The organism is Candidatus Sarmatiella mevalonica, from assembly GCF_016751895.1.
GTDB lineage: Bacteria > Pseudomonadota > Alphaproteobacteria > Rickettsiales > Rickettsiaceae > Sarmatiella > Sarmatiella mevalonica.
Genome location: NZ_JACVVM010000034.1, coordinates 1 through 13,045, shown reverse-complemented (window position 1 = coordinate 13,045; position 13,045 = coordinate 1). Strand labels below are relative to the sequence as shown.

Annotated in this window: 10 protein-coding genes and 3 pseudogenes; 5 read left to right on the top strand and 8 right to left on the bottom strand. The window is 38.8% G+C overall.

The genetic code is table 11. The features are described 5' to 3' along the window. A pseudogene (locus Sarmat_RS03740) lies at positions 1-275 on the top strand (hypothetical protein); the annotation flags it as partial. Between the two features lie 510 nt (positions 276-785). Here the strand turns inward: Sarmat_RS03740 and sucD are convergent. Then, complete coding sequence (sucD, locus tag Sarmat_RS03735) at positions 786-1,658, bottom strand: succinate--CoA ligase subunit alpha (RefSeq protein ID WP_202149491.1); 873 nt, start codon at positions 1,656-1,658, stop codon at positions 786-788. Positions 1,659-1,814: 156 nt separating this feature from the next. Continuing rightward, positions 1,815-2,804 (bottom strand): tRNA dihydrouridine synthase DusB, encoded by a 990-nt coding sequence (gene dusB / locus Sarmat_RS03730; protein WP_202149490.1) that lies wholly within the window; start codon positions 2,802-2,804, stop codon positions 1,815-1,817. Between the two features lie 79 nt (positions 2,805-2,883). On the opposite strand from dusB, the gene dapF reads away from it, so the two are divergent. The 4 genes from dapF (at position 2,884) to Sarmat_RS03710 (ending at position 8,116) form a co-directional block, all read left to right on the top strand. Further along, positions 2,884-3,732, top strand: a complete 849-nt coding sequence (dapF, locus tag Sarmat_RS03725; protein ID WP_202149489.1) for a diaminopimelate epimerase — start codon at positions 2,884-2,886, stop codon at positions 3,730-3,732. Between the two features lie 239 nt (positions 3,733-3,971). Then, positions 3,972-5,516 carry a cytochrome ubiquinol oxidase subunit I gene (locus tag Sarmat_RS03720; protein ID WP_202149488.1) on the top strand — a complete coding sequence of 515 codons (1,545 nt, stop codon included), beginning with the start codon at positions 3,972-3,974 and terminating at the stop codon, positions 5,514-5,516. Then, on the top strand, positions 5,509-6,789 hold the full coding sequence (cydB, locus tag Sarmat_RS03715; protein ID WP_202149487.1) for a cytochrome d ubiquinol oxidase subunit II: 1,281 nt from the start codon (positions 5,509-5,511) through the stop codon (positions 6,787-6,789). Before Sarmat_RS03720 ends, cydB begins: the two co-directional genes overlap by 8 nt. A gap of 220 nt (positions 6,790-7,009) precedes the next feature. Further along, entirely contained in the window at positions 7,010-8,116 is a 1,107-nt protein-coding gene (locus tag Sarmat_RS03710) for a 3-deoxy-D-manno-octulosonic acid transferase (protein ID WP_244127121.1), read from the top strand. A gap of 189 nt (positions 8,117-8,305) precedes the next feature. Here the strand turns inward: Sarmat_RS03710 and Sarmat_RS03705 are convergent. The 6 genes and pseudogenes from Sarmat_RS03705 to Sarmat_RS03680 all read right to left on the bottom strand — a co-directional run. After that, a pseudogene (locus tag Sarmat_RS03705) lies at positions 8,306-9,114 on the bottom strand (integrase core domain-containing protein). Positions 9,115-9,164: 50 nt separating this feature from the next. Further along, positions 9,165-9,417, bottom strand: a pseudogene (locus tag Sarmat_RS03700) (helix-turn-helix domain-containing protein); the annotation flags it as partial. Positions 9,418-9,613: 196 nt separating this feature from the next. Beyond that, the gene (gene lpdA, locus Sarmat_RS03695) at positions 9,614-11,002 is read right to left on the bottom strand and encodes a dihydrolipoyl dehydrogenase (protein ID WP_202149485.1); all 1,389 of its coding nucleotides are present in this window, start codon (positions 11,000-11,002) and stop codon (positions 9,614-9,616) included. Between the two features lie 27 nt (positions 11,003-11,029). Then, complete coding sequence (locus Sarmat_RS03690; RefSeq protein WP_244127120.1) at positions 11,030-12,133, bottom strand: cation:dicarboxylate symporter family transporter; 1,104 nt, start codon at positions 12,131-12,133, stop codon at positions 11,030-11,032. A gap of 507 nt (positions 12,134-12,640) precedes the next feature. Then, positions 12,641-12,781 carry a transposase gene (locus Sarmat_RS03685; protein ID WP_202148994.1) on the bottom strand — a complete coding sequence of 47 codons (141 nt, stop codon included), beginning with the start codon at positions 12,779-12,781 and terminating at the stop codon, positions 12,641-12,643. A 22-nt stretch (positions 12,782-12,803) separates the two neighbouring features. Further along, positions 12,804-13,045: transposase (locus tag Sarmat_RS03680; RefSeq protein WP_202148995.1), on the bottom strand; the 242-nt coding region annotated here is incomplete at its 5' end.

Below are 13,045 nucleotides of genomic sequence, written 5' to 3'. Positions count from 1 at the left end.
GAGCTACATATGCTGACAAAGGTTATTGCGTTGCTCCCGCCAGGATAGCAGCGGCTCGTAAGGGAGTTCATCTATGTGCTATTAAGAAAAACAATATGAAGGAAAAGAATTTTGATCTCGACCGCTATTATACTTACATTAGATCTCCTTTCGAAAGGGTGTTTGCTCAGGATAATAAACGACTGCGATATGTAGGAATAGCAAAAAATCAATTTGCTGAATTTATGAATGCAATCTGTTTTAATTTAAAGCGTTTAACCGTCCTTGCTGCATAAAACAGGTAAAAATACATCTATTTAGGCTTATAACAAAACTAAAACAGCTAAAAATGAGATTAATTTCTGATTTGACTAAAAAACTATGCAGTTTTTAATAGCAAAATCCTTATAAAATCACTCAAACAAAAATTTTAACTACAAAATACAAAATTTTCTAAAATCTCATCTTACAACGGTTCCTTCGTTGGCAAGCTTCTGACAGATTAATTGAATATGAGATGTTAGGGGGGGGTTATTTAATTGCAACAACAAACTTGAACAGTTATATGAAATGGCTGTAAATGCAGATACTGCCCTGATAGCACGAACCTATTGATACGATGGGGAATAATTATGAATGGGTGCGAACCCACCCGAACTCAACGCTTAGAGGAGGAGCGGTGAAGTCAGATGGATCCTTTACTTAACCTAGCTCTATTAACAACCAAATCTAAGATCTGCCTCAACACTAGAGATCGACCAAAAACAAGGTGAAATGAAAAAGGGTTACAACAAACGCGCTCAAAGCTAGCTCAATACCCGTTTAGCATACAAACCAAGCTCCGCCGGCGAATCGCATACCACAATACCAGCATCAGACAGCGCCTGCTTCTTGCTCTGAGCAGTGCCGCTATTACCACTAACTATCGCACCAGCATGCCCCATACGCTTGCCCTTTGGCGCACTGGCGCCGGCAATAAAAGCAACCATAGGTTTTTTTAATGAATTTTCCTTAATATATTGGGCAACACCCTCCTCCTCATCTCCACCTATCTCGCCAATCATCATCACGCCTTCTGTCTTCGGGTCTTCAAAAAACATTTTCACACAGTCTAAAAAGCCCAAGCCATGTATCGGGTCACCGCCAATACCAACGCAAGTAGACTGCCCTAAACCCATATCAGTTGTTTGTTTTACCGCTTCATAAGTTAAGGTACCAGACCTAGAAACAATACCAATCACGCCTTTTTTATGTATTGGCCCAGGCATAATGCCTATCTTGCATTCATCAGGGGTAATGATACCAGGGCAATTTGGACCTATCAACTTAGATTTACTGCACTTCAAGGCCGTCTTCACCTTAATCATATCTATTACCGGAATACCTTCAGTAATACACACTATCAAACCTATTTGCGCATCTATAGCTTCCAAAATAGCATCGGCAGCAAATGGAGGTGGTACGTAAATCATTGTTGCGTCGGGCTTCAGCGCTTGCGCAGCTTCCATAACCGTATTATACACTGGCAAATCTAGGTGTTTACTACCACCCTTGCCAGGCGTCACCCCGCCTAGCAGCTTAGAGCCATACTCCAGCACTTTTGTGGAGTGTAGCGTGCCCTGGCTACCAGTAAAACCCTGGCATATGATCCTCGTTTCTTTATTTACTAAAATAGCCATATCTCTAAAAACCTCTATTACAATGTATTAGTATAAACAAATCCCTATACTCTCATTATAAACCCACAAAAATCTAATATCCACCAAGTTGTTTAATAATTAGCATTTCCAAATTAAAAATTGATAATTATATATCTAAACACATCAAAAACACCTCTACAAAGCCATATGTTGCATCACATTATCATAAAAATCTTCTATACTACTACGCACCTGCGTCGCATCCATCATCGAGTTAATTTTTGCTCTAAACTCCGCCGAATGAGACATGCCCGAAGTATACCATCCTATGTGTTTTCTAAACATCTTCACCCCACACTCGCTCCCATAAAAAGCCAGAGTAGCATCATAGTGCTCTAGCACGGTAGACAGCTGCGCAGTTAAAGGTGGTGGCGGTATTTCTTCGCCAGTCTCCAAAAAATGCATTACCTGTTGAATCAACCAAGGCTTGCCATAGCAACCTCTACCTATCATCACCCCCTTTGCAGCACTCCTTTCTAAGCACATAACTGCCTTCTGAGGAGAGTTGATGTCGCCATTAGCAATAACAGGCACATCAATATGCCTGGCAATCTGGCCAATAGCATCCCAATCAGCACTACCACTATAAAATTGCGCGCGTGTCCTGCCATGCACAGTAATCATCTGAGCCCCTTCCTCTTGAGCAATCTTTGCAATTTCTAAGGCATTTTTGCTGCCCTCATCCCATCCAAGACGCATTTTTACAGTCACGGGCACCTTCACGGCCCTCACAGTTGCTCTTATGATATTTTTTGCAAGAGTTGCATCTTTCATAATGGCGCAGCCAGCATATCCGCCCACCACCTGTTTTGCTGGACAACCAAAATTCAAATCAATTATCCTCACTCCAGCATCTTCATTCATTTTAGCTGCACTAGCGATAATCTCAGGGTCTTTTCCCGCTATCTGTACACATGTGATAATTTCGCTTTGTTGCGATATTTTAGACTTTTTGATGGCTTGATGGGTTTGTAGGGTCATTGCCATACTAGCAATCATCTCTGATACCAACAAAGAGGCTCCAAAATTTTCCACCACATTCCTAAATGGAACGTCAGTAATGCCAGACATAGGGGCTAGAATGACCGGTCTCTTCTGTTTAAGTACTATGTTTCCTATTTGCATTTATCTTCTTTCTGTTTTTTACTCAAAGACTGTATAATACAATTAAATAATACTTCAATACTTCAAAAAATTAAACATTATGAAATGCTTAACCTTTTATAAGATGCACGATTTGGGTAATGATTTTATCGTTTTAGACCATAATGAACAAGATATAGACATGAGTAATTTTCAAAAGTTTGTGCAAGATATTTGTGACCGAAAATATGGCATTGGGTGTGACCAGCTCATTACTATTGATAAACTTGAGCGCGTACATCAAGCTAATGATATGCAAAAATATCGTATTTCAATTTATAACCAAGATGCATCGCGAGCTTTAGCTTGTGGCAATGGTATGAGATGCGTAGCATATTTAATATATCAAAAATACGCAGATACTTTGCCTCATATGTTAGTTGATGACAGAACAATAAAAGCAAAAATATTAGATGCGATAAATGCACATCATACTCAAGTAGAAGTAAACATGGGCCGGGTAAACCTTAGCCCCTTATGGAAGCCGAACGACGATGAATTAATTCAATATGCTACTCGCCATAATCTAGAGCTGCGAGATATATTTTTCGCTGATGTAGGCAATCCTCATATGATTATTTTCTCTAATCTCAGCAAAGATCATATGCTATCTGTGGGGCAAAGCGCCCAAAGCCTGATAAAATATGGGGTTAACGTGAGTTTCGCTCATATTAAAAATCGCCAACTTTTTTTAAAAGTATGGGAAAGAGGCGTTGGCATAACCAACGCTTGTGGTAGTGGAGCGTGCGCGAGCGCCGCTGTGGCGCAGCACCTGAAGTTTATTGACGATCAAACCCAAGTGCACTTCGATAGTGGCATGCTAACCATTGCTTTTGATCAGAATAGTCATGTGGTTGTAAGAGGTGGCGCGCATTTAGTTGCCACCGGACAGTTTTATTATGAAATTTAATTAAGCTATATGTATTCTGTTTTAAGTTTGTATATTTTTTTAGCAATCGTTACGATTTTTTATAGAAAACACAAACCCCTAGGTTTATATAAAAATCTTTATACACTACTCTTAACCAAAATAAATATAATATCAATCATTTATCTGGCATGTTTTTATTTTTTCAAGCCAACAATTGACCCAACGCTCAGGCTATTAGGCTAAAGTATAAAATCACGCCATTTGCATCTATAGAATTTATGGAACACGTAGTAGATCTTTCTAGATTGCAGTTCGCTATTACAGCACTCTATCACTTCTTATTCGTACCACTCACTCTCGGCCTTGCCTTTATTATAGCAATTATAGAAAGCATATACTACATCTCTGGCCAACAAATATGGCGTGGCATGGCTCAATTCTGGGGGAAATTATTTGCCATTAATTTTGCTATGGGCGTGGCTACTGGCATTACAATGGAATTTCAATTTGGTACGAATTGGGCTTATTTTTCTCATTATGTAGGGGATATTTTTGGTCTACCTCTAGCCATAGAGGGGCTAATGGCGTTCTTTTTAGAAAGTACTTTTGTAGGACTATTCTTGTTTGGATGGAATAAAATAAGCAAGGGCGCTCATCTGCTAGCCACTTGGTGCATGGCTATAGGTGCAAACTTTTCAGCGCTATGGATTCTTATAGCTAATGCGTGGATGCAGCATCCTGTTGGGGCGAAATTTAATCCGCAAACCATGAGGATGGAGCTTGACTCTATCGCGGAAGTATTCTTCAACCCAGTTGCGCAAGCTAAATTTGTCCATACAGTAAGCGCTGGTTATGTTACAGGTTCTATTTTTGTTCTGTCTATCTCCTCCCTTTATCTCCTCAGAAAGAAATGCGTTGAGGTTGCAAAGAGATCAATCATCGTAGCATTGAGTTTTGGATTGTTTTCTTCAGTCTCGGTAATTGTTTTAGGAGATGAGAGCGGATATCTGGCAAACGAAACGCAAAAATTAAAGATAGCACTTATAGAGGGAGCATGGGAAACGGAAAAACCCCCGGCATCTTTCACTCTCTTTGGTTGGCCTGATCAAAAAAATTTACAAACCAAATATTCTATCAAAATACCATATGTAATGGGGGTTATAGCCACGCGCTCGTTAGATAAAGAAGTGTTAGGTATTAAAGATTTAGTGCAGATATCGAAGCAGAAAATGAGAGATGGTATTCAAGATTATGAACGTTTAATGAGGTTAAAGGCCGGCAAGAGCCCTAACAGAGACGAAGATATTGCTTATTTAGAGAAAAATTATCGCCAACTTGGCTACGCCCTACTGTTGAAGAGATATTATAGCGATTTGTCAAACCTCACCGATGAACAAATAGAAGAAGTGGCGTGGAAAAATATTCCGCAAGTGCTGCCAATCTTCTTTGCTTTTCGAATTATGGTTGGGTGTGGTTTTTATTTTCTCGCTTTGTTTGCTGCGGGCTTTTATCTGGTTAATATCAAAAGAAATTTTCATAATAAACTCTTCTTGCGACTTGCGCTCTATAGCATGCCATTGCCTTGGATAGCAAGTCAAATGGGGTGGATAGTGGCTGAATATGGCAGGCAACCATGGGTAATACAAGGCATTTTGCCAACATTTCTAGGCGTTTCATCTGTAAACACAACGCAGGTTGTTGTGAGTTTAGTGATGTTTGTGATACTTTATACCACCCTACTATGTATCGATATTTTTTTAATGATAAAATCAATAAAGCTGGGTCCAGAAATATTTATTCATAAGGAAAAAGACAATGCTTAGTTTAACCATCCTGCAAATTATATGGTGGCTGCTACTTGGCATACTGCTATGTGGTTTTAGTATCTTAGGCGGGATGGACCTCGGCGTAGCTTCGCTTCTGCCATTTATAGCAAAAAACGATGTAGAGCGTAGAGTAGTTATAAACAGCATAGCTCCAACCTGGGAAGGAAACCAAGTGTGGTTCATCTTGGGAGGTGGTGCAATTTTTGCGGCGTGGCCATTAGTTTATGCAGTAGTCTTCTCTTCGTGCTACTATGCTTTATTTTTGATTCTGTTGGCTCTCATTTTGCGACCTGTTGGTTTTGATTTTAGAAGCAAAATAGAGCATCATAGATGGCGCAATACGTGGGACTATCTTTTATGTTTTTCTGGAATACTTGCAACTGTTTGCTTTGGTCTAGCTATAGGTAATTTGTATATCGGTTTAGACTTTCATTTCGATGAATTAATGCATATCACCTATTCTAAAGTACATTTTTTTGACCTCTTCACCCCCCTGCCATTGCTATGTGCCGGCATAAGCATGTGCGCTTTTCTGTCGCAAGGCGCTATGTTTCTTTCGCTTAAAACGCAAGAAGAAATAAAAATAAGAGCCTTAAATATCGCGCATATCACCCCAATTATAGCCGCAATTCTTTTTCTTTGCGCTGGTTTTTTGTTGTTAACGATCAATGGATTTACATATCAACTTAATCAACGGCAAGAATGGAGTGTGCAGGTATATCAAGGGGGATGGTTTACAAACTATATGAACCATCCGATTCTCTTTATCTTGCCTATTCTAGCGCTGCTAGCGTGTTGCGTGACCGCATTCTTGGCAAAAAAACAAATAAATAAACCTCTTGCAAAACTCCCGCATGATGGGCAAATGCTAGGAGTATACGAAGCACAGAGCCACAACGTACATAAAGTACGTGAAGATTCACGCATCGACAGCGACGCGCAGTTGCCATCAGGAGTAGAGTTTGGAGGGGTGTGTAATAAATTGATACGCATCTTCTTTGTGTTAAGTAGCAGTAGCATCACTCCTTTGTTTCTCGCCACCTTTGGAGCATCATTTTTTCCGTTTATCACGCCCTGCAAAACTCACGAGCAAATGAGTTTGCTTGCATGGAACTCTTCTAGCAGCCAGTACTCATTATTTGTTATGCTTATAGCCGTGATTGTGTTTTTGCCAATAGTACTATTTTATACATCTTGGGCATATAAATTAATGTTTGGTAGAGTAAAGAAAGAAGAAATAGAAAACGATACAACTCACCAATTTTACTAAAATTATCAAAGACTAAAGCGATTAAAAATTAAAATATGAGGAAAGTATGAAAAAGAAATGTGGTAGTAGCTGTTTTAACAATTCTAGCTGTTGCGCGTGTTTCAAGCGCATGTATAACATATTAATGTTTATTTATTCATTATTTTTATGGATCTTTTGTATAGGATATATACCATATCTACTCTTTTACTCATGCAAAAAAAATGCTCATAAGATAGTGATGTCGAAATTCGGTTTTCTCCCCTATCCAAAACCGAAAGAAAATACTCAGCTAATCTGGATACACGCAGCCAGCGTCGGCGAAACAAAAATAGCTTTGAGTTTTATATGTCATCTACATAAAGCGCAACCAAAGTACAGTTTTCTTCTCACGAGCACAAGTCATAATGTAATATCATTCTTAGCCAGTCAGCAAGACGCTATTAGCTCTTGGGGTGTAGAGCTGATACATCAATTTCTACCCATAGATCTACCATTTTTTATTCATAGATTCTTAGGTCATTATCGCCCGATCTTAGGTTTGTTTGTTGAAAGCGAGCTGTGGTTAAATACTATTAAAATCAGCGCGTCCTATACTAAGCTAGCTTTAATAAGTGCTAGAATGTCTGATAAATCTTATAAATTCTGGCAAAAGTTCCGCCCACTCATCACTCCAACGTTACAATCTTTTAATACCATCATTACGCAGAGTCCGCGAGATGAAGAAAAATTCGCAACTCTTGGCGCTAAGAGTAAGGAAATGGGTAATTTGAAATTTTGTAATCTTAGCCAGGCCGATGAAGCTATCGTACCTCTAACAGAAGATAATAAGATCTTGTTCGCTAGCACTCACGCTCAAGATGTGGAGTTTTTAAGGCCGGTAGTGCAATATTTTAAAAATACTAAACATAGCAAAAATGATAACCAACTGTATTTTATTGATGCGCCAAGATATCTAGAGCAAATCAATAACCATTTACATTGGTGCGATAAAGTGATAGATGAGTTTGGGAAGATGGATTATTGGTATAGCGTTTCTAAAATCATCTTTATAGGTGGCTCATGCGCATTTCAGGGCGGGCATAATCCGCTAGAGGCTGCGATATTTGGTAGAATAATTATATGTGGACCAGATATGTCTAACTATGCGCAAATATGCGAGCAGATGCTTCAGAATAATGCGATTATTCAGGCTCATACCGCGCAAGACGTGATTAACGCCATTGAGCGCTGTATGATGGATGAAGAGATGTATGAACAATACTCCACTAACGCACGTAATTTTGTGTTGATGCACAAAAAACGGGTAATGGACCAGTATATAAATAGCGTGCTAGCAATGCTATAGCGTTATTATAACCCCAGTAATGGGTTTTGATTTTAAAATATACTAATTAATCAGACGGTTATTTTTCGTTAACCTAGAAATGATACCCAGAACAGGTTATCATCGCAATTTTCCCGACCAAAGGAGTTGAGATATGGATCTGCGCGGCTAGTTGATATTTTCTGTGACATTGATGATTTCTGCAAGGAGCTAGGTGTTTAGTCCCACTAAGAACTGGTTAGGATTAAGTATAAAGTATTCAGGATGAATTGTCCACTGATTTAAAATAAATTGCCAAGGAGTTTTACCTTTGATAGCTTTCAGTCGTTTAGCGAAGTTATAAGCCATCAGGTAAGCATGCAGATGCTGTTTCAGCTCATCATGAGATGCATAATGGAAATTGTTTGCGGTTGCTTCTTTGAGAGTTCTGTTCATTCGCTCTACCTGCCAATTAGTCCAAGGACGCTTGATCTTAGTCTTTTTATGCTCTATCTGATGCTCATTGCAAACACGCTCAAATATATGAGTAAAAGTATTTTTATGATGATCGTGATTGGTAAATTAGACCTCTTTCGAAACTCGCTCAATTAAGAGCAAATGCGAGGAGTATACGAAGCACAGAGCCGCAGCGTATATGAAGTACGTGAGGACTTGCGCATCGACAGCGTCGCCACAGTTGCCATCAGGAGTAGAGTTAGGAAAGAGGTCTAATGAAGGCTTGATCTGCTCAAATGTGGAATGCTCTCTTGTAAGCTGTACAAAACATCATCCAAAGGTAATTCTGTCATCTTTCTGAATGCGACTATAGATTCTTCTTCAGCTTCAGAGAGTACTGTTGATTTTATCTTCTTAGGACCCATCGGAAGGTCTTTCGTATCTTCTCTTTTTCTCCACTTGATGATTGTTTTTGGGTTAACATTAAATCTTTTAGCCGCTTTCTCTATGCTCTCTTTACTATCACGGATCTCTCTACGGATTGCCTCCGTTGTTCTGGCATTCGCGTGTAATATTTGTCCCATAAGATTTTTCTCCATAAATTATTCTCTTCATAATATACACCATTATTCCCTTTGTAACAGGAACTTTCGCTTATTCCATAACTTTGACTAACATGGAAATATGCGCGGTATTCTCTGATATATTCCAATGCCATTAATAGCTGATTTTTCCATGCTCAGCTTATTTCTTCTACCTCCTTTAGTTTTTTTCTTTTTATCAGCTTCTTCTAATATTTTTACCATCTTATCAAACGTACCACGCTTAACTCCTATTAATCTTCTGAATTGATCATCTGATAAAATCTTCACTTGTTCATATTTCAATTGCACAACCATAATATTTTTATTGACCTAGCTTGAGTATACACATATATCACAGTTTCGAAAGAGGTCTATTTTTCCTAAAAATTCCTCTTTCATTTTTAGGTTATGCAAGAGGTCTATTACACTCCGTTGATTTATGCGGCAGGTCTATTCAAAAAGCAATTGCTACAAAAAGCAGAGCTGAAAGCAAGAAGATCTATTGATTTGCCGCATCTTTAATAGTCTCACTAAACCCAGGATGGGCGTAGAAGCTCCTAGCTAAATCCTCAATCCTTCCACCAAACTCCATCACGCTCGTAATTTGCCCAAGTAGATTGGACGCTTGCGATCCAACAATATATGCAGAAATAATTTGATGAGTTGTGGCGGAATACAATATTTTCACAAACCCTTCCTTTTCTAAAGCCGCATGAGCCATCCCATTATGAGCGAAGTAAGATTTACACATCTTATAAGGAATATTGGCTGCATCTAATTGTGCTTGTGTAGGTCCAACGCTCGCTACTTCCGGCTTAGTGTATAGCACAGAAGGCATTGTTTTGTAGTTCACATTCCCTCGTTTGCCGGCGATAATCTCCGCCACTGCAACAGCTTCTTGGCTTGCTTTATGAGCCAGCATCGCCCCGCCAATCACATCACCTATTGCGTAGATATGCTCTGCAGAAGTACGAAAAGCATCATCCACCTTCACAAAACCTTGTTCGTTTATATGCACTAACGCTTTCTCAAGCATTAGTCCTCGAGTGCAAGGGGTTCTGCCTATAGCTAGCAGCACTTTGCTTGTATCAATTTCTATGCTTTCTTTCGTATCTCTGTTACTTAGGTGCACTCTCAGCAAGTTATTATTATTGTTATTATCATGCACTTCTAGTACTTCGGTATTTAAATAAAAAGTAATACCCTGGCCGCGCATCATGTCTTGCAATGCTACAGACACTTCGCTATCTATCTGTCCTGCAATCTTATTGCTATACTCCACTATACATACATTACTACCCAATCTACTCCATATAGATCCAATTTCTAAACCTATATAACCACCTCCCATTACCAACAAACTCTCTGGCACCTCACGTAGCTCTAGTGCACCGGTAGAGGTGAGGATGCTTTGCTCATCCACTATTATATTAGGGCTAGTTTTCGCTTCCGAACCAGTTGCTATCACAAAATATTTAGCACGAATTTGTAGATTTTGTTTTTGTAAATGAATGGTGTGTTGATCTAAAAAAAACGCATGATCATCAAAACACTGAATCTTATGTTTTTGCAACAAAGACTGTATGCCAATTCCGAGTTGATGTACAATCTTATCTTTAGATTCCATCATACGCTGCATGTTTAGTCCCACATCTTTCACAAGAATTCCAAGCTGTGCTATCTTATTATTCTTCAAATCATAATATTCCTGCGAAGAGTGTAGCAAGGTTTTAGATGGGATGCACCCAACGTTTAAACAAGTACCTCCTATCTTATTTTTTTCGATAATAGCTACCTTTAAACCTAACTGAGCAAGCTTAATGGCGCACGTATATCCCCCAGGTCCAGCGCCTATCACAACTACTTCAAAATCTAATTCGCGATACATAGTTTTGTAATCATTTGTTGATATTTATTAAGTACTTTTTTTATCTTTGCTCTTATTCATAATTTTATCTATAAAAATTGCAAAAGCACCATTAAATAAAACATTCACAGTAGTGAATACTGGGTCAAATATGATATATAGAATCGCTACTAAAGAAAGCATTTCGTCACTAAAGCCATAGCATTTAGATATAATAGGTAGCATCGCCATCACTCCACCTCCAGGTATTGCGGCAACTGAAAATTTTGTCAACACAAAATAACAACAAAATATGACGTAATGCGCGAAGTCAATTGGCGCATACCCAAAACTCTGCGATACAGCTGCTACAATAATAGGTATGCCTATACTGTCACCTATGAGGTGAAAATTAGCAGTAAGAGGCACTGCGAGAGCTGGTATATCTTTATTTTTACAGTTCTTTTGCGCGCCTTCTATTGTAAAGGGCATAGTGGTCATACTAGACATGGTGCTAAAAGCGCTTATAGCGGCAGGCATCATATTTTTTATGTAACCCATCGCTTTAGCAAAATTAAAATTCGCAACTAGCATATACGCGAAAAATAAATAGCAAATTTGACAACATAAAACCACTAGATATACATCGGCATAATCTCTTAATATCACTCCAAGCATTTTATCGTGTTGGATTTTAATTGCAAAACCGATTAAAAAAACAGGGATAATCGTAAGCAAAACTTTTAACAGAATAGAGGAAATTTTTTTCGCGTACACAGCAATAGCTTTGCCAGTTTCCGCAGAAAATTGATTAAGCAGCAAACCACAACATATAGCAATAAACATAGCCTGCGACACTGAAATAAATGGTGCGATATTGAATGACCAGATACATTTCATTTCTGAATCTGTTTGAGCAACATTTTGAACAGTTGGTAAGGCAATAGCGGTGGTAAAATACCCAGTAAACACGCCAATAAAGTTAGATGCGCAAAGCAAGCATAATATAACAACGATCGCTTTTTTAGCATCTTGCAGCAGATTTACTATCGTTTGATATATCAAGAAAAAGATGAGAAAGGGCAAGAGTAGGTCAATAATTTGTTTAGCAACGCAGCTGACACTATAAATTATTAATTTGTCTTGAAGGTTGATAAAATCTCCGCAAAACATCACGAGTGAGATGGAGAGTAGTAGTATTAATAAGAACTTCATGGAGATTATTAAATGCAAGTATTATGAAAAAAAGATAGTAGATTAGATTCGCGATAAATCAGCGAGATAAAAAATTTCCTAGATAATCTACCATACAATAGACCGCCTAACAAAACTTGCTCATATTGGGCAAAGGTAGAGAAGCGTAAGAAGCGCGCAGCTCAAAGCGTCGATGAAGTATGCGAAAGCGCTAAATCGGCACTGCTTTGCAGTTGCTATCGGTGATATGCTATATCTATGAAATACAATGAATGAGCGTACATCCAACGCATACAAATAGTATGGCAGAAATTCAGATTTAGCAATAGATTTTTGCGCCGTCTCGCTCTCGTCGTTTTACTTTAGACCTGTTGCGTAAGTAAGAATATATCGCCTAATGATATAGCTAAGGTAGTATAAAAAGAGCATGACATTAAATATAAGAGGGAGTAAAGTGAAAGCAATAACCCTTATATTAAGAACCAGTCACGCAAAACATTTAACTAACCTATTCAGCATAATTTTTGTGAAAGCTAATTGAACAAAAGCCTTAGCGGATGAAGGGGAAATCTCATAATCCTTGGACAATCTTCTGAAATTACCCAGCCACGCAAACGAGCGTTCCACAAGCCACCGCCATTGCTGAACCTTAAACCCCCCTCGTTCCGTCTACCGGCTTGACAATGCTCAGCAAACACCCCTGCGTATGCGCATAAAACCATTTTTGTAAATCACCTTGATACCCCCGATCTGCTAAAACTTTTACCAGCCTCGGAAAGTTTTGCTTTAAGCCAAATAGGACTTCCCTAGCACAGTTGCTGTCATGGGGCGTCGCACTATGAACGTCAATGCTCAGCGGATAGCCCAAGGTATCCACAACAATATGGCGCT

Bases quoted from the DNA above. Each gene is read 5' to 3' on its own strand.
- sucD (WP_202149491.1), bottom strand. From the start codon at position 1,658: ATGGCTATTTTAGTAAATAAAGAAACGAGGATCATATGCCAGGGTTTT.
- dusB (WP_202149490.1), bottom strand. From the start codon at position 2,804: ATGCAAATAGGAAACATAGTACTTAAACAGAAGAGACCGGTCATTCTA.
- dapF (WP_202149489.1), top strand. From the start codon at position 2,884: ATGAAATGCTTAACCTTTTATAAGATGCACGATTTGGGTAATGATTTT.
- Sarmat_RS03720 (WP_202149488.1), top strand. From the start codon at position 3,972: ATGGAACACGTAGTAGATCTTTCTAGATTGCAGTTCGCTATTACAGCA.
- cydB (WP_202149487.1), top strand. From the start codon at position 5,509: ATGCTTAGTTTAACCATCCTGCAAATTATATGGTGGCTGCTACTTGGC.
- Sarmat_RS03710 (WP_244127121.1), top strand. From the start codon at position 7,010: ATGTCGAAATTCGGTTTTCTCCCCTATCCAAAACCGAAAGAAAATACT.
- lpdA (WP_202149485.1), bottom strand. From the start codon at position 11,002: ATGTATCGCGAATTAGATTTTGAAGTAGTTGTGATAGGCGCTGGACCT.
- Sarmat_RS03690 (WP_244127120.1), bottom strand. From the start codon at position 12,133: ATGTTTTGCGGAGATTTTATCAACCTTCAAGACAAATTAATAATTTAT.